Origin of the sequence: Stenotrophomonas maltophilia group sp. RY12688, assembly GCF_052149045.1 — a bacterium.
Classification (GTDB): Bacteria; Pseudomonadota; Gammaproteobacteria; order Xanthomonadales; family Xanthomonadaceae; genus Stenotrophomonas; species Stenotrophomonas sepilia.
Genome location: NZ_CP197389.1, coordinates 1,055,671 through 1,077,148, shown reverse-complemented (window position 1 = coordinate 1,077,148; position 21,478 = coordinate 1,055,671). Strand labels below are relative to the sequence as shown.

The 21,478-nt window shown below is 66.7% G+C and carries 14 protein-coding genes; 6 read left to right on the top strand and 8 right to left on the bottom strand.

Features of this window, described 5'->3' with window-relative positions; all coding sequences use genetic code 11:
* Positions 1–8 precede the first annotated feature (8 nt).
* Together ACS0OT_RS04990 and ACS0OT_RS04985 are read left to right on the top strand one after the other, a co-directional pair.
* Complete coding sequence (locus ACS0OT_RS04990; RefSeq protein WP_065177906.1) at positions 9–911, top strand: ABC transporter ATP-binding protein; 903 nt, start codon at positions 9–11, stop codon at positions 909–911.
* Positions 912–923: 12 nt separating this feature from the next.
* Positions 924–4,508, top strand: coding sequence for an ABC transporter permease/M1 family aminopeptidase (locus ACS0OT_RS04985; RefSeq protein ID WP_442256064.1), 3,585 nt, complete (start codon positions 924–926; stop codon positions 4,506–4,508).
* Positions 4,509–4,623: 115 nt separating this feature from the next.
* On the opposite strand, the gene ACS0OT_RS04980 is transcribed toward ACS0OT_RS04985, so the two are convergent.
* The 6 genes from ACS0OT_RS04980 to ACS0OT_RS04955 form a co-directional block, all read right to left on the bottom strand.
* On the bottom strand, positions 4,624–4,917 hold the full coding sequence (locus ACS0OT_RS04980; protein WP_065177907.1) for a hypothetical protein: 294 nt from the start codon (positions 4,915–4,917) through the stop codon (positions 4,624–4,626).
* A complete protein-coding gene (locus ACS0OT_RS04975; protein ID WP_032954000.1) occupies positions 4,914–5,378 on the bottom strand; it encodes a GNAT family N-acetyltransferase in 465 nt (154 codons plus the stop codon). Before ACS0OT_RS04975 ends, ACS0OT_RS04980 begins: the two co-directional genes overlap by 4 nt.
* Positions 5,379–5,518: 140 nt before the next feature.
* A complete protein-coding gene (locus tag ACS0OT_RS04970; RefSeq protein ID WP_005415624.1) occupies positions 5,519–5,905 on the bottom strand; it encodes an SseB family protein in 387 nt (128 codons plus the stop codon).
* 121 nt (positions 5,906–6,026) lie between these two features.
* A complete protein-coding gene (locus ACS0OT_RS04965) occupies positions 6,027–7,742 on the bottom strand; it encodes an alpha-amylase family glycosyl hydrolase (protein WP_065177908.1) in 1,716 nt (571 codons plus the stop codon).
* A complete protein-coding gene (locus tag ACS0OT_RS04960) occupies positions 7,742–9,229 on the bottom strand; it encodes an MFS transporter (protein ID WP_065185857.1) in 1,488 nt (495 codons plus the stop codon). The genes ACS0OT_RS04965 and ACS0OT_RS04960 overlap by 1 nt, the downstream gene beginning before the upstream one ends.
* The gene (locus tag ACS0OT_RS04955) at positions 9,226–11,415 is read right to left on the bottom strand and encodes a Six-hairpin glycosidase-like protein (protein ID WP_442256063.1); all 2,190 of its coding nucleotides are present in this window, start codon (positions 11,413–11,415) and stop codon (positions 9,226–9,228) included. Before ACS0OT_RS04955 ends, ACS0OT_RS04960 begins: the two co-directional genes overlap by 4 nt.
* Positions 11,416–11,652: 237 nt before the next feature.
* On the opposite strand from ACS0OT_RS04955, the gene ACS0OT_RS04950 reads away from it, so the two are divergent.
* Together ACS0OT_RS04950 and ACS0OT_RS04945 are read left to right on the top strand one after the other, a co-directional pair.
* Entirely contained in the window at positions 11,653–13,704 is a 2,052-nt protein-coding gene (locus ACS0OT_RS04950) for a glycoside hydrolase family 97 protein (RefSeq protein WP_262090037.1), read from the top strand.
* Positions 13,705–13,955: 251 nt separating this feature from the next.
* Positions 13,956–16,712: a TonB-dependent receptor gene (locus tag ACS0OT_RS04945; RefSeq protein ID WP_442256062.1), complete on the top strand. Its 2,757-nt coding sequence runs from the start codon at positions 13,956–13,958 to the stop codon at positions 16,710–16,712.
* Positions 16,713–16,990: 278 nt separating this feature from the next.
* Here ACS0OT_RS04945 and ACS0OT_RS04940 read toward each other — a convergent pair whose 3' ends face one another.
* Positions 16,991–18,604 (bottom strand): alpha-glucosidase family protein, encoded by a 1,614-nt coding sequence (locus tag ACS0OT_RS04940; protein WP_139726802.1) that lies wholly within the window; start codon positions 18,602–18,604, stop codon positions 16,991–16,993.
* A gap of 214 nt (positions 18,605–18,818) precedes the next feature.
* On the opposite strand from ACS0OT_RS04940, the gene ACS0OT_RS04935 reads away from it, so the two are divergent.
* Complete coding sequence (locus tag ACS0OT_RS04935) at positions 18,819–19,817, top strand: polyprenyl synthetase family protein (RefSeq protein WP_139726801.1); 999 nt, start codon at positions 18,819–18,821, stop codon at positions 19,815–19,817.
* 80 nt (positions 19,818–19,897) lie between these two features.
* Here the strand turns inward: ACS0OT_RS04935 and ACS0OT_RS04930 are convergent, their stop codons facing one another.
* Positions 19,898–20,683: a dienelactone hydrolase family protein gene (locus tag ACS0OT_RS04930; RefSeq protein WP_442256061.1), complete on the bottom strand. Its 786-nt coding sequence runs from the start codon at positions 20,681–20,683 to the stop codon at positions 19,898–19,900.
* Between the two features lie 133 nt (positions 20,684–20,816).
* Here ACS0OT_RS04930 and ACS0OT_RS04925 point away from each other — a divergent pair, with 133 nt between their 5' ends.
* Complete coding sequence (locus ACS0OT_RS04925; RefSeq protein WP_139726800.1) at positions 20,817–21,410, top strand: SMI1/KNR4 family protein; 594 nt, start codon at positions 20,817–20,819, stop codon at positions 21,408–21,410.
* Positions 21,411–21,478: the final 68 nt, after the last annotated feature.

Sequence of the window (21,478 nt, the reverse complement as noted above, 5' to 3'; positions counted from 1 at the left end):
GCTGCCAAGTGCTGAAGATCGATTCGCTGTCCAAGACGTACGCCAACGGCGTGCATGCCCTCAACAACGTCACCCTGGACATCCCGCGCGGCATGTTCGGCCTGCTCGGCCCGAACGGCGCTGGCAAGTCGTCGCTGATGCGCACGCTGTCCACCCTGCAGGAGGCCGACAGCGGCACGGCGACGCTCAGCATTCCGGGCGAGGCGCCGATCGACGTACTGCGCGACAAGGAGGCGGTGCGCCGCCGGCTGGGCTACCTGCCGCAGGATTTCGGCGTGTACCCGAAAGTCAGCGCGCTGGACCTGCTGGAACATTTCGCGGTGCTCAAGGGCCTGACCCAGCGCGCCCAGCGTCGCGAGGTGGTCGATGGACTGCTGCAGCAGGTGAACCTCTGGGACGCGCGCAAGCGCAAGCTGGGCACCTACTCCGGCGGCATGCGCCAGCGCTTCGGCATCGCTCAGGCGCTGTTGGGTGACCCACGCTTGGTAATCGTCGACGAACCCACCGCCGGCCTCGATCCGGAGGAACGCAACCGCTTCCTCAACCTGCTGGCGGCGATTGGCGAGAACGTGGCGGTGATCCTGTCCACCCACATCGTCGAGGACGTGACCGACCTGTGCCCGACGATGGCGATCATGAACAAGGGCCAGGTGCTGCTGACCGGGCGACCGGCCGATGCCATCGATGCCCTGCAGCAGCAGGTCTGGCGCAAGCAGGTCGATCCTTCGGAACTGGCCGACCATGAAGCACGCTACGTGGTGCTCTCGACCCGCCTGGTCGGGGGCCGCCCAGTGATCCACGTGCACAGCGCCAACGACCCCGGCGATGGCTTCGCGGCCGTGGCTCCCGACCTTGAGGACGTGTACTTCCAGCGCCTGCGCCTGCAGGCCCGTGCCCGCGCGGCAGCCTGAGCGGAGCACACCATGATCCTCGATTTCTTCCGTTTCGAGCTGCGCGAGCAGCTGCGCTCCCCGCTGCTGTGGCTGCTGGCCGGGCTGTTCGCCCTGCTCGCCTTCGCCGCCGCCTCCAGCGATGCGGTGCAGATCGGTGGCGGTAGCGGCAACGTGCACAGCAACGCGCCCACCGTGATCGCGCAGATGCTGGGCATCTTCACCCTGCTCGGCATGCTGGTCACTGCACTGTTCGTCAGCAATGCGCTGCTGCGTGACTTCGAACTGGGCACCGCCGAACTGATCTTCGCCAGCCCGGTGAAACGCCGCGACTACCTGGCGGGGCGCATCGCCGCTGCCCTCGCCGCCGGGCTGCTGGTTTACGTGGTGATCGCGTTCGGGCTGTGGCTGGCACCGTTCATGCCGTGGGTCGATCCCGAGCGCATGGGCCCGATCAGCTGGCATGGCTATGCGTGGACGTTCGCGGTCATCGTCATTCCGAACCTGTTGTTCACCACCGCACTGCTGTCGCTGCTGGCGGCACTGACCCGCTCGATCCTGTGGGTCTACATCGGCCTGGTGGCCTACCTGGTGCTGTACGGTGCCAGCGCGGCCCTGCTGCGTGACATCGACAATACGTGGATCGCGGTGCTGAGCGAACCGCTGGGCATGCGCGCCCTCGGCCGCACGATCCGCTACTGGTCCACCGCCGAACGCAACAACGGGATTCCCGAGCTGGCCGGTTACCTGCTGGCCAACCGTGCTCTGTGGTTGGGTGTGGCTGCCGCGCTGTTCGCCGCCACCTTCGCGCTGTTCCGTACCGAACGCAGCGGCAGTGGTCGTCGGCGCTGGGGCCGCAGGCAGGCGCAACCGGTTGCCGATGCCGCCAGTGTCCGCCCCACCCGCGCAGCACTGCCGCGCGTGGTGCCGGCGTTCACCGCCACCACGGCGTGGCGGCAGTTCCTGCGCCAGGTGCGCTTCGATACACGCGGCGTGCTGCGCAGCGTGCCGTTCATCGTGCTGCTGGTGCTGGGCCTGGCCAACTTCCTGCCCAGCGCGCTGTTCCGGCAGACCCTGTACGGCACCTCGATCTGGCCGGTCACCTCGCAGATGATCATGGCCCTGCAGGGCGCCTTCAGCTGGCTGCTGGTGATCATCGTGCTGTTCTTCGCCGGTGAACTGGTCTGGAAGGAACGCAGCGCGCGTATCAACGAAGTGACCGATGCCATGCCGGTGCCGAACTGGGTGCCACTGCTGGCCAAGTTCACTGCGCTGCTGGCGGTGATCGTCTGCTTCCAGGCCGCCGGTGCGCTGGCCGCGATGGGCGTGCAGCTGGCCAAGGGCTACACCCATCTGGAGCCGCTGCTGTACCTGCGCAGCCTGGCGCTGGATTCGGTGGTCTACATCCTGATGGGGGGCCTGGCGCTGGTGCTGCAGGTACTCACCAACAACAAGTTCGTCGGTTACGCGCTGCTGATCGTGGTGATGATCGGCCAGGGCGTGCTCGGCCTGCTCGACTACACGCAGCACCTGTACAACTTCGGCAGCTGGCCCAACGCGCCCTATTCGGACATGAACGGCTACGGCCACTTCCTGCCGGGGCAGCTGGCCTTCCAGGGCTACTGGGCGCTGTTCCTGCTGACGCTGATGTGTCTGGCGTCAGCCTTCTGGGTACGCGGTGTCAGCCAGGGCCTGCGCCAGCGCCTGGCGCTGGCTGGCCGTCGCCTGCGCGGCCCTACCGGCGCCTTTGCGGCGCTGGCAGCAGTGGCGTTCGTCGGCGTGGGCGGCTGGCTGTACTGGAGCACCAACATCCGCAACGAGTTCATCCCGCCCGACCAGCAGCTGGACCTGCAGGCCCGCTACGAGCGCGAGCTGTCGAAGTACCGCAACCTGCCGCAGCCGCGCATTGTCGCCGTGGACAACCGCGTGGACCTGTTCCCGGAATCGCAGTCAATGGTGATCGATGCGAACTGGACCATCCGCAACCTGCACGCGCAGCCCATCCAGGACCTGCATGTCTCAATGGGCGACGACAAGCAGCTGCTGGCCGCCGACCTCGGCGGGCAGAAGTTGACCTTCCACGACAAGGATCTCGGCTACCGCATCTACCGGCTGGACAGGCCGCTGCAACCCGGTGAAACCCGCAGCGTGCATTTCCGGGTGGTGCAGAAGCCCAACGGCATCACCGCTGGCCAGGCACCGAGCAACATCGTCGACAACGGCACCTTCTTCAACAGCCGCGTACTGCCGTCCTTCGGCTATAACGAGGGCGCCGAGATCAGCGACCGCAACGAACGCCGCAAGCGCGATCTCGGTGAACCGCGGCGCATGCCCAGGCTGGAAGACGAGGCAGCGCGGGCCAACACCTATATCTCCAATGATGCCGACTGGCTCGATTTCCGCACCACGGTGTGCACCGCGCCGGACCAGGTCGCGCTGGCGCCGGGCTACCTGCGGCACGAGACCACGGTGAATGGCCGGCGCTGCTTCAGCTATGCCATGGACCGGCCCATGCTGAACTTCTACGCGTATCTGTCGGCACGCTGGGAGGTGCGCAAGGCGAAGTACAAGGACATCCCGATCGAGGTCTACTTCGACCCGGCGCACGGCTACAACGTGGACCGGATGATCGAGGCGGTGCAGAAATCACTGGCCTACTACGAGGCGAACTTCACGCCGTACCAGCACCGCCAGGTACGCATCATCGAGTTCCCGGGCTATGCCCGCTTCGCGCAGTCGTTCGCCAACACCATCCCCTACTCCGAGGCCATCGGTTTCATCGCTGACCTGCGTGACCCGGACAAGGTGGACTACGTGTTCTACGTGACCGCGCACGAGATCGCACACCAGTGGTGGGCGCACCAGGTGATTGGTGCCAACGTGCAGGGCGCAACGGTGCTGTCCGAATCGTTGTCGCAGTACTCGGCGCTGATGGTGATGGAGCAGGAGTACGGCCGCCAGCATATGCGCCAGTTCCTCAAGCGCGAGCTGGACGGTTACCTGTCCGGCCGCGGCGGCGAGGCCATCGAGGAACAGCCGCTGGAGCGCGTGGAGAACCAGCAGTACATCCACTACCAGAAGGGTTCGCTGGTGTTCTATCGGCTGCGCGAGGAAATCGGCGAGCAGGCCCTGAACCGGGCGTTGAAGCGCTTCCTGCAGGACAAGGGCTACCAGCAGCCGCCGTACACCACCTCACGCGAGCTGCTGGGCTACATCCGCGCCGAGACCCCGGCTGACCGCCAGCAGCTGGTCACCGATCTGTTCGAGAAGATCAGCTTCTACGACAACCGGGTGATGGCCGCCAGCGCCCGCAAGCGCGATGACGGGCGCTACGACGTGACCCTGGACCTGCACGCCGCCAAGCAGTACGCCGATGGCAAGGGCAAGGAGAGCGACGCGAAGATGGATGACTGGGTCGAGATCGGCGTGTTCGCCAACGGCCCGTCGGGCAAGGAGCGCGACCAGAAGGTGCTGTACCTGCAGCGCCACCACATCACCAGCGCCGAGCCGAAGATCACGGTGACGGTGCACGGGAAGCCGGATGAAGCGGGCTTCGATCCCTACAACAAGCTGATCGACCGGGTGAGCGATGACAACCGGCGCAAGGTGACGATGTGAGGGAGGGGGCGCCGGCCTGTGCGCCGGCGCTCCACGCAACGCGTGCGGGCTTGGCTCGGCCTTGCTGTGGTGCCGAGCCCTGCTCGGCACCTTGTCCAGGACAGCCGGCGAAGGTTCAGCGCACCGGGGACTTCGGCCCCAGCAACGCCAACAGCACATAGACCACGATCGAGGCGACCGTACCTAGCGCTGCCGGTACCCCGAACGCCCAGCCCGAGCGCCCCTGCTGGCGCGCCCACTGGGCCAGATGCCAAGCCGCGCCCAGGTTGATCAGCCAGGCGATGACAAACACCGGCCACTGCACCATGCCTACCGCGCGCAGCAGGGGCATGGCCACCAGCGCCGCAACGATGGCCACGATCAGGAAGATCAGGGCCGAGCGGGAATGGCGTACCGTGGATGCGCTCATGCGGCCAACCTGCGCACCATCACCAGCACGCGATAGCTGCGGTTGTCGGCTTCCTGCACCGGCTTCCAGCCCAGCCGCGCATACAGACCACCATCCAGGGCCTCGGTCTGCAGGTACAGGTCGGAAACGCCCATCCGCGCGGCCTGTGCCGCAGCCTGTTCGACCAGACCACTGGCCAATCCGCGGCCGCGATGGCTGTCGGCCACGAATACGCTGCCCAACCAGTACTCGTACTGTGGAAAGGCCTGCATCTCGCGGCGCTTGAGCTGGACTGCACCGACCACCTGCCCATCTTCGAAAGCGGCGATCAGGTGCGGGAAACCTTCAGCATCCTGCGGCGGGTCGAGCCGTTGCAGTTCCTGTTCCAGCGTCAGGCCGGCGTCCCGGCCCCATTGCGCGTGGTACCACTGCGCCAATTGCTGTCGTTCCGCTGCGTCTGCAGGCAATACCCTGAACTCCATGACCAAGCCTCGATCCCGATGTCGCCCAAGGGGATCACGGACGGCGTTCGAAGGGAAGCCTTCTGTAGCGTCGAGCCTTGCACGACTGAGCGGGCATTGCGCGAACGGCAGCCGAGCATGGGCTCGGCTGTACAGGACAATCAGCCCTGGGCGAAGTCCTTCAGGATCTCGCCGATGCCGCTGGGCGAGATCTCGAAGCCCAGCGGGGTGCCCGGATTGATCACCACGCCGTAGCCACCCGGCACGCGGCGCAGCACGTCCAGCATCAGCCAGCGGATCTGGTGTTCGGCCTGCTGGCTGTAGATGCCCACCCGCGATGGATCGGTGAACACGGCCACGTGCAGCGTGCCCTGCTTGTCGAACAGCAGCGGGTCGAAACCGCTGCCATCGGGGGTCACCAGGCTGCCGGTCTGCAGCACCACCTCGGAGGCGACGAAGGCTTCCATGAAGGCGCGGATCGGCACCGCCCCGTCCATCGCCGCCTTCAGCAGGGTTTCGATCGGGGTCTGCGGGACGAGGTCGGTCATGGCGGTACGGCAGGGCGTGAGGGGTGCCTATTGTGCCGGATGTGGTCCCCCCGGTAGTGCCGGCCGCTGGCCGGCACCTGAAGGGACCATGGATTCATGAGTTGCCGGCCAGCGACCGGCACTACCGCCCCAGGCGCTGGTCCCGCGCCTTCTGGTCGGCCATCGCCTTGTCCAGTTCGGCCTGCAGTGCCGGCTGCTGCACGGTGGCGTCCAGCACATAGACCTTTACCCCATGCGCCGGCACGTCAGTCTTCAGCTGCTGCTCGACCTTCACCGTGCCGCCATCCAGCGCATCACGCCACGTGCCAGCCTGCAGGTAGCGGTCCACCTCGAAGGTGCGCGCCGCATCACCCTTGTTCAGCAGCACCAGCGCGGTCTGCGTCACGTCACCGTGCTGCAGCACGCGGAAGAACACGGCCTCATCGCCCTGCAGCCGCTCGTTCACCTGCAAGCCACGCTGCAGTGCCGGGGTCGCTTCACGCAGTTTGGCGATACGCTGCAGCGGCGCGAAGATCGGGCTCTGCGGCGCAGCGTCCACACGCGGCTGGCCGAAGTAGGCACGGTTGCCTGCGTGCTCGGCGCGGCCACGCATGAAGCCGGTCTCCGAGCCGTAATAGACCACCGGAATGCCGCGCGCGGTGAACAGCCAGTTGTGCGCGTCGATGAAGCCATTGTCGCTGGCCTGCAGGCGCGGCATGTCGTGGTTGTCGTAGAAGCTCATCAGCTCGTACGGATTGGCATACGGGCCACCGCTCAGGTGCAGCGGCTCGGCCAGCGTCTCAAAGCCCTTGCCGGCGGTGCCGAAGGTCTGCTCCAGAGCACCGCGCAACGGGAAGTCGAGCACGCTGACATTGGCGTTGGCCGGCCAGGTGTGCTCGGCAATGGTCGCCGCGTTGTAGTCGAAGGCTTCGCCGAACATGAACATGCCCGGGTGCTCGGCGCGGATGCGCTTGACGAATTCATGCCACCACGGGTGCGGCAGCCAGCCGATGGTATCGATGCGCAGCGCGTCCACGCCCTGCGCGGTCCACTGCAGGTAAGCGCCGACCAGATAGTCCATCACCGCCGGATTGTCCTGGTTGAAGTCGGACAGTTCGGCGAGGTTGCCGTCGAAGATCGAGCCGTCCTTGCTGTCGACCGGGCCGATGTTGTTGTAGAACGCGTGCAGCGGGTTGTGCTTCGGGTCCAGCTTCTGCGGTGGCAGGTTCTGGTGGTCGGCAATCAGCGTTCCGTCCTTGTCGAAGATCTGGCCGAACTGCGGTTGCCGTATCGGCATGGTCCAGGCCGGCGAACCGTGGTTGCCGACGATGTCCAGCACCACCTTCAAGCCGGCACCGTGCAGGCCCCTGGTCAGTCCGGCGAAGTCCAGGTCCCTGCTGGGCAGGTGCTCATCGAGTCTGTAGAAGTTGATGCCCCAGTAGCCGTGGTAGCCGGTCTTGCCGCGGTCGGTCAGCGTGCTGGTGCAGCTGATCGGCTTGCTGCCGGTGAAAGCTTGGTCAGGGTTGTCGACGATCGGCGTGATCCACACCGCGCCGAAACCCAGGTTGCGGATGTACTGCGCATTGTCGAGCACGCCACGGAAGTCGCCGCCGAGGTAGCCGATGTTGCCGTCCACCTTGTCCGGGCATGGCACCGGGATGTCGAAGGTGCGGTGCGCGCCACCCTGGTCGCGATGATCGTTGGATGGATCACCGTTGACGAAGCGGTCAGTGACCACGAAGTACACCGCATCGCTGGCGAACGGTTCGGTGGTGCCGACGTAGTCCGGGCGCGGCGTGGCCACGGCCTGGCCGGCGAACAGGGCAAGGGAAACGGCAACAGCCAGGACACCACGCATCACACCACCTCCGGACGGGACGGAACCCGCAGCACGCACAGGCCGGCGATGAACAGGCTGCAGCCGCCCAACACCAGCACATGCATCGGCTGGCCACCCAGCCATGCGCGCAGGGCAAAGCCGAGCGCACTGGCCGCGACCAGCTGCGGGATCACGATGAAGAAATTGAAGATGCCCATGTACACGCCCATCTTCGACGCCGGCACGCTGTCGGACAGCAGTGCATACGGCAACGACAGGATCGATGCCCAGGCAAAGCCCACACCTACCATCGACAGCAGCAGCCAGTGCGGGTCGCGGATGAACATCAGCGAGACCAGGCCGGCAGCGCCCAGCCACAGGTTGACCAGGTGGCTCCAACGCAGGCCGATCGCACGCACCATCGGCGGAATCAGCACCGCGGCCAGCGCGGCGAAGCCGTTGTAGGCGCCAAACAGCACGCCCACCCAGTTGGCACCTTCGTTGTAGGCCGCCGACTGTGGATCGGTCGAACCGAAGTGGGTACCGGCCACCGCAGCAGTGGTGTAGATCCACATGGCGAAAAGCGCGAACCATGAGAAGAACTGCACCCACGCCAGGCGGCGCATGGTCACCGGCATCGCGCGCAGGTCGCCGACGATGGCGGCCAGCATATGCGTGGCCGGCAACGCGCGCGCGGCCGCCAGCAGCAGGCCGTAGCCGGCGCACAGGCCTGCCAGCACGTACAGCATCCTGTCGCCTTGCCGCCAGGTGATCAGCAGCGCCAACAGCACACCCAGCCCTAGCCACAGGGCCACCCGCGTCCATGGCGCCGGGCCGTTGATCACCGCTCCCGCATGATGCGCCGGCGGCTCGGCATCATCGAAGGCAGCCAGTTCTGCTGGTGAATATTCGCGGGTGCTGACCACCGTCCAGGTGATCGCCGCCAGCAGCACCGCCGCGCCGAAGTAGAACGCATAGCGCACGGTGTCCGGCACCTCACCGGCGGCGGCCGTATTGGCAACGCCGAAGTGGGCCAGGATGAACGGCAGGAAGCTGGCGACGATGGCGCCCACGCCGATGAAGAAGCTCTGCATCGCATAGCCGGCCGGACGCTGGCGTGGCGCCAGCTGGTCGCCGACGAAGGCTCGGAACGGCTCCATCGATACGTTGATCGAGGCATCGAGCACCCACAGCGTGCCGGCCGCGATCCACAGCGTCGGTGAATTCGGCATCACCAGCAGGGCCAGCGTGGTCAGCACCGCACCGATCATGAAGAACGGACGGCGCCGCCCCCAGCGCGTCCAGGTGCGATCGGACAGGTAACCGATCACCGGCTGCACCAGCAGGCCGGTCAGCGGCGCGGCGATCCACAGCCCCGGTACCGCGTCGATGTCCGCGCCCAGCGTCTCGAAAATGCGGCTGGCGTTGGCATTCTGCAGGGCGAAGCCGAACTGGATGCCGAGAAAACCGAAACACATGTTCCAGATCTGCCAGAACGACAGCTGGGGTTTGGCGGGGCGATTCATCGTGCGTCCTCTACAGCCACGGGCGCCACCGTCAGCGCCTGCACCTGCGCCTGGTTGAGCACGCCGTCGCGCCCGCCCTTGCCCCCGGTGTAGTGCGCGAAATGCTGCAGTGTGCTCATGTTGAAGCCCTCTTCAAGCGTGACCGTGCATCGGCCCTTCGGCACCGGGAACGTCGCCGAGGTCGAGTCCTGCACGGCCACGCTGTGCGGCAGGGTGACGGCGTGCCGCTGCAACGGCTGGCCAGGGCACTGCAGCGCCAGCTGCTTCACAGCGGCGGTCACGCCCGTGTTGATCGGCCCATTCGCGTTGCTGTACTGCAGGCGCAGGCGCACCTGCCCCGCCTTGGCCGAGGTGAACTGCCAGCGCTCGGCACCCTTCAGTCGCTGCTGCGGACCGACGCAGACCATCGGACTGTGCAGCGATTCCAATGCGCCGTCGCGCCGGGTCAGGCTCAGGCAATGCTGCAGGCCATCGTCACCGATGCGTGCCAGGCCATTGCTGGCGGTGAGCGCGCGACCGTCCTGCCACAGCACCTGGCCGGCAGCGACCTCGATGTTCCAGCCCCTGCCCTTGCGTCGCGCCTGCGGTGCGGCCGGCGTGACCGGTGCGCGCGCATTGGCGTCGGCCGTCGTCGCCACGCTGCGCGGTGCCGCTGCGGTGGCCACCAGCTGCACGGTGGTGGTGGCACCACGCGTCTTTACCTGGCCCGCCACCAGCAGGCCATCACCCACCTGCTTCGGCCGCTCCAGCACATAGCGCTTGCCATCGGCCTCCAGGGAGATGCGGCGCTGCTTGCCGAACAGTTCGGGGACCAGCGCGGCCGGCAGCTTGGGCTGCACGCGGCCATCGTCCTGCACGCCGAACACGCCTTCGACCACCATCGACAGATACCCGGCCACCGACCACAGCTGGCGTTCGGAGTTGACCACCGGGCCGCTCAGCGCGCCTTCCTCGACATGCACGGCCTGGCTGACCAGCTCGTAGTTCTCCATGTTGGAACCGGCCAGCGCGGCACCCTGCATCAGCGAGCGGATCTCGGCGGCGATGCGCGGCGCATCGTCCAGCTGCCGCGCCGCACGCAGCGAGTAGGCACTGACGAACGGCCAGATCGCCCGGTTGTGATAGATCGGCTGTTGTGCTTCCTGCGGCCAGACCACCGGGCTGCCGGCTGGCCCCATCGGATACGCCGCCAGCGCACGCCGCGCGCGCTCGGGCGGCAGCACCTCGGCAAGGATGCCCAGCGAGAGGCCGAGCAGATCGACCTTGGCGTACGGCACCGGGTGCGCCGCTTCGCCGATGTAGCTCATGTACTGGCCGATATCCTCGCGCCAGAAGCGCGCATCGATCTGCTGCGCCAATGCGTCGGCCCAGGCCTTGTAATCGGCCGCGCGGGCATCGCCGTGTTGCCCGGCCAGGCGTTCGGCCAGGCGCAGTGCCTGGTAGTGCAGCACGTTGGTGGACAGTGCATAGGAATCACCGATGAAGCGCACGTCCTCGCGGGTCCAGTCCGGATAGGTCTGCTCGCGCCAGTCCAGGAACGAAGTCTCGCCACGGTACAGGCCCATCTGCGCGTCGAACACTATCGCGCGGTCCTGCGCCAGCGTGCCCTGCAGCGCCTGCCAGACCTGGTCGGCAAATGCGCGATCCTCCAGCAGCTGACGAGCCGCCAGGAACCACACCACGCGGTCGCTGCTGATCGGCCAGCTGCCACCGGAACCGGTGTCCTGCGCCACAAACAGGCCGGGCGTGTGCCCGTCGCGCGCCGCCGACAGTTTGAACTGCAGCGACTGCCGGGTGCGCTTCGGGTCCAGGCGTGCGAGCGCCAGATCGGCGGCAAAGCTGACATCGCGCGTCCACACATAGGGCCAGCGCGCGCCGGTCTGGAAGCACTCGCACGGCACCGGTCGGCCTTCGTCGTACGCGGGATCGCGAATCGCGTCCACGCGGTCCTGGTCCATCTCCTGCTGGGCCAGCGCGAACAGGGCATCGAACATCACGCTGCCGGTCTGGCTGCGCATCGGCATCGGCGCGATATGCACATCGCCCTTCGGCGCATGCAGCACGAAGCTGCCGTTGGCAGCGGCTTCGGCACGCGCATGGCGGCCATCGAATTGCAGGTCGGCCGCCTGCGCGGTCGATCCCAGCGCTGCCCCCAGGGCAGCGGTCAGGCAAATGATCTTCAGCATCGAAGCGGCGGACCGGCTTGCGCCCGTCGGCCTCCCTCCCTCTCTGCACGCGTTGTAGGTCCGCACCGACGTTGCCGGCGGGCGGGCGCGGCCCCTCCCTCAAGGTGCCCTGGCCCCATGGTAGACGCGGGGCTGTCGGCTGCGTCCAGTTGCATACGTATTCATGGCGTCACGCGGTAGCGCACCTGCCGCGCTGGCTTATGGTCCGGGTCTGCCAACGGCGCCTTGGGAGGGGAAATGCCGATGTCACTCACTGCTGTACGTACCGCGCTCGCGCATCTGTTCGGTCTGGCGCTGCTGGGAATAGCCACGCTGGCGCAGGCCGCGCCGCAGGTGGTCAGCGTCGACTCTCCGGGCAAGGTGTTGAAGGTCAGCCTGGTGCTGGACGGCGGCACGGCCCGCTACCGGGTCGAGCGCCTGGGCGACACTGTGGTGGAGGATTCGAAGCTCGGCTTCGCCCTGCGCGACGGTCGCCTGGACCGCGATTTCACCCTGTTGGGCCAGCAGCGGCACAGCGTGGATGACACCTGGGAACAGCCGTGGGGCGAACGCCGGCTCACCCGCAACCACTACAACGAGCTGACCGTGCAGCTGGCCGAAACCACCGGCAGCAAGCGCCGGCTGGATGTGGTGTTCCGCGTCTACGACGATGGCCTCGGCTTCCGCTACGTGTTTCCCGAACAACCGAACCTGCACGAGGCGATCATCGATGACGAACTGACCGAGTTCGCCATCGCGCAGGATTCCATCGCCTGGTGGATTCCCGCTGGCGAACCGATCCACTACGAGTACCTGTACCAGCGCACCCCGCTGCACGAAGTACCGCTGGTGCATACGCCGATGACCCTGCGCAGCCGCGATGGCCTGCATGTGGCCATTCACGAGGCCGCGCTGGTGGACTACGCCGGCATGTGGCTGCGCCGCAGCGGGGGACAGCGCCTGCGCGCGGAGCTGTCGCCCTCGGCCGAAGGCTGGAAGGTGCGCCGCACCCTGCCCTTCGCCACGCCGTGGCGCACGCTGCAGATCGCCGACCGTGCCGGCGGCCTGGTCGAATCGGACCTGATCCTCAACCTCAACGAACCCAACGCGCTGGGCGATGTGAGCTGGGTGAAGCCAGCCAAGTACCTGGGCGTGTGGTGGTCGATGCACCTGGACAACGAGAGCTGGGCGACCGGGCCGAAGCACGCGGCCACCACCGCCAAGACGAAGAAGGTGATCGATTTCGCCGCTGCACACGGCTTCCGCGGCGTGCTGGTGGAAGGCTGGAATCCGGGCTGGGACGGCAACTGGGTCGGCAATGGCTACGACTTCGATTTCACCCGCGCCACGCCCGATTTCGACATTGAAGCGCTGTCGGCGTATGGCCTAAAAAAGGGTGTGCACCTGATCGGCCACCATGAAACCGGCTGCGCCATCGAGCACTACGAGGACCAGCTTGGCGCCGCGCTGGACCTGTACGCACGGCTGGGCGTGGACCAGTTCAAGACCGGCTACGTCTGCGACGACGGCCAGGTCGACCGCCGCAATCCCACGGGGGGCCCGCCGTGGCGCGAGTGGCACGACGGGCAGTTCATGGCCCGCCACCATCTGAAGGTGGTGCAGGAAGCGGCGCGCCGCCATCTGTCGGTGAACCCGCATGAGCCGATCAAGGATACCGGCCTGCGCCGCACCTATCCCAACTGGATCTCGCGCGAAGGCGCACGCGGCATGGAGTACAACGCCTGGGGCCAGCCACCGAACCCGCCGGAGCACGAGGTCAACCTGGTGTTCACCCGCATGCTGGCCGGGCCGATGGATTACACCCCCGGCATCCTCAGCCTGAAGGGCCGCCACGGCCAGGCCATCCCCAGTACGTTGGCCCGCCAACTGGCGCTGTACGTGGTGCTGTACAGCCCGATCCAGATGGCCGCCGACCTGCCCGAACACTACCTGCAGCATCGCGAGGCGTTCCGTTTCATCGAGGACGTGGCGGTGGACTGGGAGCAGAGCCGCGTGCTCGATGGCGAAGTGGGTGACTACGCGACGATCGTGCGCCGCGACCGCAACAGCCGCGACTGGTTCCTCGGCAGCATCACCGACGAGCACGGCCGCGTGCTGCCGGTGTCACTGGGCTTCCTGGAACCTGGCGTACGCTACCGCGCCGAAATCTACCGCGATGGCGAGGGCGCGGATTTCCGCAGCAATCCATTCGCGTTCGTTCGTGAAACCCGCGAAGTGACCAGCGCCGATGCACTGACGCTGGTGCTGGCACCAGGCGGTGGCCAGGCCATTCGCTTCACGCCGCTGTGAATGCCCGGGTAGTGCCGGCCGCTGGCCGGCAACCCGGCGAACGCGATTACCTGCCAGCGGCCGGCACTACCGGAAGCACTGCATGAAAGCGATTACACCCCTGCAGACGCCATTGAATACGTATGCAGGGTGATTCCCGCGAAGAACGCGCTGCCTACCATAGCGGCGACGACAGCGGCCACCGCGTCGCACGTTCACGGCGCCGCCGGAACGCTCACAAATCGATCTGCAACATTGCCTGGGAGGGGAAAATGTTGAACCACAAGCGCAGCGCGCTCAGCATCGCGCTGGCCGTTGTCCTGGCGCCGACGCTGGCGTCGGCACAGTCCACGCAGAGCACCACCACGCCGGCCGGCACCGCCGCCACCAACCTCGATACGGTGCAGGTCACCGGCATCCGCCGCGGCATCGAGAGCGCGATCGCGGTCAAGCAGGACGCCACCTCGGTGGTCGAAGCGATCTCCGCCGAAGACATCGGCAAGCTGCCCGACGTCAGCATCGCCGAGTCCATTTCGCGCTTGCCCGGCCTGGCCGCCCAGCGCGTTGCCGGCCGTGCGCAGGTGATCAGCGTGCGCGGCCTGTCGCCGGACTTCGCCACCACCCTGCTCAATGGCCGCGAAGTGGTCAGCACCGGCGACAACCGTGGCGTCGAGTTCGACCAGTATCCGTCCGAACTGGTCAACGGCGTGACCGTGTACAAGACCCCGGACGCGGCGCTGGTCGGCCAGGGCCTGTCGGGCACCATCGACATGCAGACCGCTCGCCCGCTCAGCTTCGGCGAGCGCGTGATCGCGGTCAGTGGCCGCTACCAGAAGAGCTCGCTGGGCCGCGCCGCCAACACCGATCCGTACGGCAACCGCTTCAGCGCCAGCTACATCGACCAGTTCCTGGACAAGACCCTGGGCATCGCCATCGGCTATGCGCACAGCGACATGCCGATCCAGGAGAACCAGGTCGGCCTGTACGAACCGTGGACCACCGAGCACACCGACAAGGGCGACCGTCCGGGCGTGGGTGCCGGCACCTACTTCTCCGATGGCATCAAGGCGCTGCGCCGCACCGGCAACAACAAGCGCGACGGCGTGATGGCCACGATCCAGTTCCGGCCGAACAACAGCTGGACCAGCACCTTCGATGCATTCCACACCGAAGCCGAGCAGATCGACACCGCCAACCAGTTCGAGCTGAACCTCAGCAACTACAACGGCAACTACACCCCGGGCCTGCTGGTCAGCAACCCGCAGGTCAACGCCAATGGCTCGTTCACCGGTGGCACTGCCAGTGGCGTGTATCCGCTGGTTCGCGGCATGTACAACAAGCGCAAGGACAAGATCGATGCGTTCGGCTGGAACAACGAGTTCAACTTCAGTGGCGTCAAGCTGGTCGCCGACCTGAACTACTCCAAGGCCACGCGCGACGAGCTGAATCTGGAAAACAACCTGCAGCTGACCCCGATGCCGCAACTGGATACGGTCGGCGTGACGATCCGCCAGGACGGGTTCTCGCAGATCAGCCCAGGGCTGAACTATTCCAACCCCGACGCCCTGTTCCTGACCAACACCATCTACGGTTCCGGCTACGGCAAGGTGCCGAAGGTGGAAGACCGCGTGAAGGGTGGCAAGCTGGCCGCCACCATCGCCCTGCCCGATGCCCTCGCGTCGTGGGCGCCGGACATCGACATCGGCGTGAACTACGCCGACCGCCGCAAGGTGAAGACCCAGTCCGAAGGCAACATCCTGCTGGGTGCGCAGGGCGACGCCAACATCGCCTCGGACCTGCAGTACCGCCCGGTCAACCTGGGCTTCGCCGGCCTCGGCACCATCCCGGCCTGGAACGTGCCCGCTGCGGTGGGCCGCTACATGACCTTCAACCCGGTCGACAACCTGGACTACCTGATTCCCAAGTCGTGGACGGTACAGGAGAAGATCACCACCGCCTGGGCGCGCCTGAACATCAACGCCGACATCGGTGAAGTCGGCGTACGCGGCAACATCGGCGTGCAGATGCAGCACACCGACCAGAGTTCGGATTCGCGCTACTGGGACAGCTCGCAGTCGGCCGGCAACAACGTGCAGCCGTACTCGAACGGCCGCACCTACAACGATTGGCTGCCGAGCCTGAACCTGGCCTTCCTGTTCCCTCACCAGCAGACGCTGCGCTTCGCCGCTGCAAAGCAGGTCGCACGCCCGCGCGTGGACCAGATGCGCGCCGGCCTGGAGTTCGGCGTGGACACCGGCACCGGCCGCCCCGGCGGCAGCGGCGGCAATCCGCTGCTGGACCCGTGGCGTGCCACCGCGCTGGACCTGTCCTACGAGAAGTACTTCGGCGAGAAGGCCTACGTGGCCGCCGCGATCTTCTACAAGGACCTGAAGAGCTACGTCTACACCCAGTCGGTCGACAACTACGACTTCACCGCGCTGCTGGGCAGCTACGTGCCGCCGCCGGGCATGACGGCACCGGTGCTGACCACCGGCACCTTCTCCGCCCCGCAGAACGGCAAGGGCGGCACGCTGAAGGGCCTGGAACTGACCGCATCGTTCCCGCTGGAGATGCTGACCGACAGCCTGCGTGGCTTCGGTGTGCAGGCCAGCGCGACCTTCAACAAGAGCGACATCACCATCCTGGACCCGGAGAGCGCCTCCAGCGTGGGCAGTGATCCGATCAGCCTGCCGGGCCTGTCCAAGCGCGTGTACAACTTCACCGCCTACTACGAGCGCAGCGGCTTCGAAGCACGCGTCAGCCAGCGCCGCCGTTCGGACTTCATCGGTGAGATCGGCAACTTCAACGGCAACCGCAGCCTGCGCTACGTGGTCGGCGAGAACGTGACCGATGCGCAGATCAGCTATACCTTCAGCGACAGCAGTGCCCTGCGTGGCCTGACCCTGCTTCTGCAGGGCAGCAACCTGACCAACGAGCCGTACCGCACCTACGCCGTCAGCAAGGACCGCCCGCTGGAGTACATCGAGTGGGGCCGCACCTACATGCTGGGCGTGAACTACAAGTTCTGATCACGGCCGGGTCGTGCCGGCCGCTGGCTGGCACCCCGAACCCGGTAGCGCCGGCCGCTGGCCGGCAACACAAAGGGAGCAGGACCGGAAACCCGCTGCGCAGGCAGCGGGTTTTCTTTTGCGCGGATGCCGGCACGTGATCAGCAAGGCCCATGCAGCGACATTCCAAGCCGTAGATCCATGCCATGCGTGGATGCCGTTCACCGGAATTCCACCCACAAAAAAGGGACGGGGCGCTTCGGCCCCGTCCCCGCAAGTACCGCCACCGGAGAAAACGGTCAGCTGCGTCGGGCGCAATACACCGCGCACGGCGGCAGCTGGAGTTCGTTGCCCTGCACCGTGCCCGCATCCGGGCCCGGTACCGCCACCTGCTGCCAGTTGCCCGGCGGCAGCGGATGGGTCACTGCCTCGGCCGACAGGTTGAAGGCCAGCAGGAGGGTTTCATCTGCAAGCATACGCTCGAACAGCAGCACTGGCTCGGCGCTTTCAAGGAATCTGATGCTGCCATGCAGAAGCGCCGGCTGGGTATGCCGCCAGGCCAGGAACGCCCGGAACGCCGCCAGCACCGAGTGCGGGTCGCGTTCCTGCACAGCCACCGCCGCCGCCCGGTGCTCGGCCGGAATCGGCAGCCAGGGCTGGCCGCTGGTGAAGCCGGCCAGCGGTGCATCGGTCCACGGCAGCGGGGTGCGGCAGCCATCACGGCCCTTGAAGTTCGGCCAGAAGGTGATGCCGTAGGGGTCCTGCAGGGCCTCGAATGGCACCTCGGCCTCGGCCAGGCCGAGCTCCTCGCCCTGGTACAGGCAGACCGAACCGCGCAGCGAGCACAGCATCGCCACCAGCATCCGCGCCAGGCGCGGGTCAGCCGGGTGACCGCCCCAGCGGCTGACCGCACGCTCCACGTCGTGATTGGACACCGCCCAGCACGGCCAGCCTTCGGTCATCGCCGCTTCCAGCCGCGAGACCGTGTCGCGGATGTAGGCCGCGCTGTAGTCATCCACCAGCAGCTCGAAGCTGTAGCCCATGTGCAGGCGGCCTTCGCGGGTGTACTCGGCGGTGGTCGCCAGCGAGTCCTCCGAGGAGATCTCGCCCAGGCTGACCGCGCCCGGGTACTGATCCAGCAGCGCGCGCAGGCGCTCCAGGAACGGCAGGTTCTCCGGCTGGGTGTTGTTGTAGTAGTGGTACTGGTAAGCGTACGGGTTGTCCGGGCTGAAGCCGCGCCCCACCCGCTTCTCCGCCGGCTTGGGCGGGTTGTCACGCAGCTGCGCATCGTGGAAGCAGAAGTTGATCGCATCCAGGCGGAAGCCATCCACGCCGCGATCGAGCCAGAAGCGCACATTGTCCAGGGTGGCCTGCTGCACGTCCGGGTGATGGAAGTTCAGGTCCGGCTGGTCGACCAGGAAGTTGTGCAGGTAGTACTGCTCGCGGCGCGGCTCCCATTGCCAGGCGCAGCCGCCGAACAGTGACAGCCAGTTGTTGGGCGGGGTGCCGTCCTCGCGCGGGTCGGCCCAGACGTACCAGTCCGCCTTCGGATTGCTGCGGTCCTGGCGGCTCTCGCGGAACCAGGCATGCTCGATCGAGGTATGGCTCAGCACCTGGTCGATCATCACCTTCAGGCCCAGGCCGTGGGCCTTGGCCAGCAGGCGGTCGAAGTCGTCCAGGCTGCCGAACAGCGGGTCGACGTCGCGGTAGTCGGCGATGTCGTAGCCGAAGTCGGCCATGGGGGACTTGAAGAACGGCGAGATCCAGATCGCATCCACGCCCAGCGCGGCAATGTGGTCCAGGCGCTCGATGATGCCCGGCAGGTCGCCCACCCCATCGCCGTTGGCATCGAGGAAACTGCGCGGGTAGATCTGGTAGATGACGGCTCCGCGCCACCATGGATAGTGCGACATCGACAGCCCCCCTCCGGGCATGCGGGACCCGCCGGCAGCGGGCCGAAATCCTGATCCGGCAAGCTTAGCGGTGGCCTCGCGGGCATGGCGCAACCTGCATACGTATTCACGCGAAGGGCCGCGCAGGCCGGGCTGGAATTGCCGCTCGGGCCGGTTTGCGCCCGAATTCACGGCCAGCGCCTATAATCGATGGTGAGCCTGAAAGCCTGATCGCATGACCATCACCGAAGACACCCGTCCCGCCCTGGGCCTGCCCCAGATCCAGTCGCTTGCCGCGGCCGACATGGCCGCCGTCGACGCCCTGATCCGGCGCCGGCTGTCCTCGGACGTCGTGCTGATCAACCAGATCGCCGACCACATCATTTCCGCCGGCGGCAAGCGCCTGCGCCCGATGCTGGTGATGCTGGCCGGCCACGCGGTCGGCCAGGCCGGCCCGGAGCACCACCAGCTGGCGGCGATCATCGAGTTCATCCACACCTCTACCCTGCTGCACGACGACGTGGTGGACGAGTCCAGCCTGCGGCGTGGCCGCAGCACCGCCAACGCGCTGTGGGGCAACGCGCCCAGCGTGCTGGTGGGCGACTTCCTGTACTCGCGCAGCTTCCAGCTGATGGTCGAGCTGGGGCGCATGCCGGTGATGCAGATCCTGGCCGATGCCACCAACCGCATCGCCGAGGGTGAAGTGCTGCAGCTGCTGCATGTGCACAACCCGGATACCGACGAAGCCGCCTACCTGCGCGTGATCGAGCGCAAGACCGCGGTGCTGTTCGCCGCCGGTACCCGCCTGGGCGCACTGGCCAGCGGCGTGGACGAAGCCACCCAGCAGGCCCTGTTCGACTACGGCATGCACCTGGGCTACGCGTTCCAGATCGCCGATGACGTGCTGGACTACTCGGCCAATGCCGAGGAACTGGGCAAGAACCTGGGCGACGACCTCGCCGAGGGCAAGGCCACGCTGCCGCTGATCCACGCGATGGCCCACTCCGACGACGCCACCCGCGAGCGCCTACGCACCATCGTGCAGGACGGCGACGCCTCGGCGATGCCGGAAGTGCTGGCCGCGATCCGCGTCACCGGCGGCCTGGAGTACAGCCGCCGCCGTGCCGAAGAGTACGCCGAAGCCGCCGAGCGTGCGCTCGACGGCCTGGGCGACAATGACGCCGTGGCTGCCCTGCGCGGCCTGGCCCGCTACGCGGTGCAGCGCTCGCATTGATGGAGGCGTGCCGACCAACGGTCGGCACCCACCAAACCGGCATTCCGGTGGGTGCCGACCGTTGGTCGGCACGCCGTTTATTACCGGAAGCGCTCCTCGAAGAACTCATCCAGCGCCTTCCATGCGCGCTTGGCCGCACGCTCGTTGTACTGGCAGCCCGGCGGACTGTTGGCATCGCGCTCGGCGAAGCAGTGCACGGCACCGCTGTAGTTGGTGAACTCCCAATCGACCTTGGCCGCGTCCATTTCCTTCTGGAAAGCGGCGATGTCCTCGGCGGTCACGCTCTTGTCATCGGCGCCATTGAGCACCAGCACGGACGGATGGGTGCCACCGGCCTGCGCCGGCAAGGGCGAACCCAACCCACCGTGCAGGCTGACCACAGCGGCCAGCGGCGCACCGGCGCGGGCCAGCTCCAGCACCGTGGTGCCACCGAAACAGAAACCGACCGCACCGATCCGGCTGGCATCCAGCGGCACCTTGCCGGCCTGCGCCTTGAGCACGTTCACCGCTTCCAGTGCACGCGCACGAAGCAGCGGCCGGTCATTGCGCAGCTTGCTGGCCACCGGCCCCGCCTCCGCATCACTCTTCGGCCGCACGTCCTTGCCATAGACATCGGCCACCAGCACCACGTAGTCATCACCGGCCAGCTGCTTGGCCTTCTCGATGGCCGACTCGTTCACACCCTTCCAGTTCGGCACCATCACCAGACCCGGGCGCTTGTCGTGCCCACCATCGTCATAGACCAGCACGCCACTTAAGGTCGTGCCCTGGTGCTTCCACTCCACCGGCTGCGTCTTCATCGCCGCCCAGGCCGGCATCGCCGCCAGCCCCAGCATCATCGCCACACCGCATCGCCAACGATTCATGCGCCTGCTCCGCAAGAAAAAGGGGACGGAGGGGATTAAGCCGTATTCGCCCCTCCCGCGTCGCATTCTGCATTGGCGGCGTGACGCAGGTGTGGTTGGATACGACTTAATCCCCTCCGTCCCCTTTTTTCGCATGAATCTTGTTGATCGCTTTCTGTCTGGCCTGATCCCGCGTTTGCCTGCCGAGGATGCCCAGCAGTGGGCACATGTCCAGGGCGCCAGCGCCGAGGACCTGCAGCGCCTGCGAGCGCAGTGGCCGCAGGTGCCGGACAGCCTGGTGGAACTCCTATCGCGCGTGGATGGCACCCACTACCGGGAGTACCCCGGCGGCAAGGTCTGCGTACTGATGCTGGGCTCGGACGTGGAGGACGGTGGCTACCCGTACTACCTGCGATCAGTCGCGCAGATCTTCGAGGACCAGCAGCAGTGGGACGACAGCATCCGTTCCATCTACGAAGAGTGGCTGGATGACGAGCCGGAGATCCTGGGTGAAGGCATCGACGGTGATCTGCCGATGAGCAGGCGCCTGTGCTTCTCGCACTGCATGAACAACGGCGGCACCTCGATGCTGTACCTGGATTTCGATCCGGCACCGGGTGGTACGGTCGGCCAGGTGGTGCGCTACCTGCACGATCCGGACAGCTACGCAGTCATTGCGCCGAGCTTCGATGCGTACCTGCAGCAGCTCATTGACGGCGGTTACGCGTTCATCGACGAAGACGAATGAAGGCCGCCGAGCGTGGGCTCGGCGCTACAGTAGAGCCACGCCATGCGTGGATGAATTTCCCCGCAGGT

What these genes read in the sequence shown, in the direction of transcription:
- ACS0OT_RS04985 (WP_442256064.1), top strand. Translation starts at nt 924, where the DNA reads ATGATCCTCGATTTCTTCCGTTTCGAGCTGCGCGAGCAGCTGCGCTCC.
- ACS0OT_RS04980 (WP_065177907.1), bottom strand. Translation starts at nt 4,917, where the DNA reads ATGAGCGCATCCACGGTACGCCATTCCCGCTCGGCCCTGATCTTCCTG.
- ACS0OT_RS04975 (WP_032954000.1), bottom strand. Translation starts at nt 5,378, where the DNA reads ATGGAGTTCAGGGTATTGCCTGCAGACGCAGCGGAACGACAGCAATTG.
- ACS0OT_RS04970 (WP_005415624.1), bottom strand. Translation starts at nt 5,905, where the DNA reads ATGACCGACCTCGTCCCGCAGACCCCGATCGAAACCCTGCTGAAGGCG.
- ACS0OT_RS04965 (WP_065177908.1), bottom strand. Translation starts at nt 7,742, where the DNA reads ATGCGTGGTGTCCTGGCTGTTGCCGTTTCCCTTGCCCTGTTCGCCGGC.
- ACS0OT_RS04960 (WP_065185857.1), bottom strand. Translation starts at nt 9,229, where the DNA reads ATGAATCGCCCCGCCAAACCCCAGCTGTCGTTCTGGCAGATCTGGAAC.
- ACS0OT_RS04955 (WP_442256063.1), bottom strand. Translation starts at nt 11,415, where the DNA reads ATGCTGAAGATCATTTGCCTGACCGCTGCCCTGGGGGCAGCGCTGGGA.
- ACS0OT_RS04950 (WP_262090037.1), top strand. Translation starts at nt 11,653, where the DNA reads ATGCCGATGTCACTCACTGCTGTACGTACCGCGCTCGCGCATCTGTTC.
- ACS0OT_RS04945 (WP_442256062.1), top strand. Translation starts at nt 13,956, where the DNA reads ATGTTGAACCACAAGCGCAGCGCGCTCAGCATCGCGCTGGCCGTTGTC.
- ACS0OT_RS04940 (WP_139726802.1), bottom strand. Translation starts at nt 18,604, where the DNA reads ATGTCGCACTATCCATGGTGGCGCGGAGCCGTCATCTACCAGATCTAC.
- ACS0OT_RS04935 (WP_139726801.1), top strand. Translation starts at nt 18,819, where the DNA reads ATGACCATCACCGAAGACACCCGTCCCGCCCTGGGCCTGCCCCAGATC.
- ACS0OT_RS04930 (WP_442256061.1), bottom strand. Translation starts at nt 20,683, where the DNA reads ATGAATCGTTGGCGATGCGGTGTGGCGATGATGCTGGGGCTGGCGGCG.
- ACS0OT_RS04925 (WP_139726800.1), top strand. Translation starts at nt 20,817, where the DNA reads ATGAATCTTGTTGATCGCTTTCTGTCTGGCCTGATCCCGCGTTTGCCT.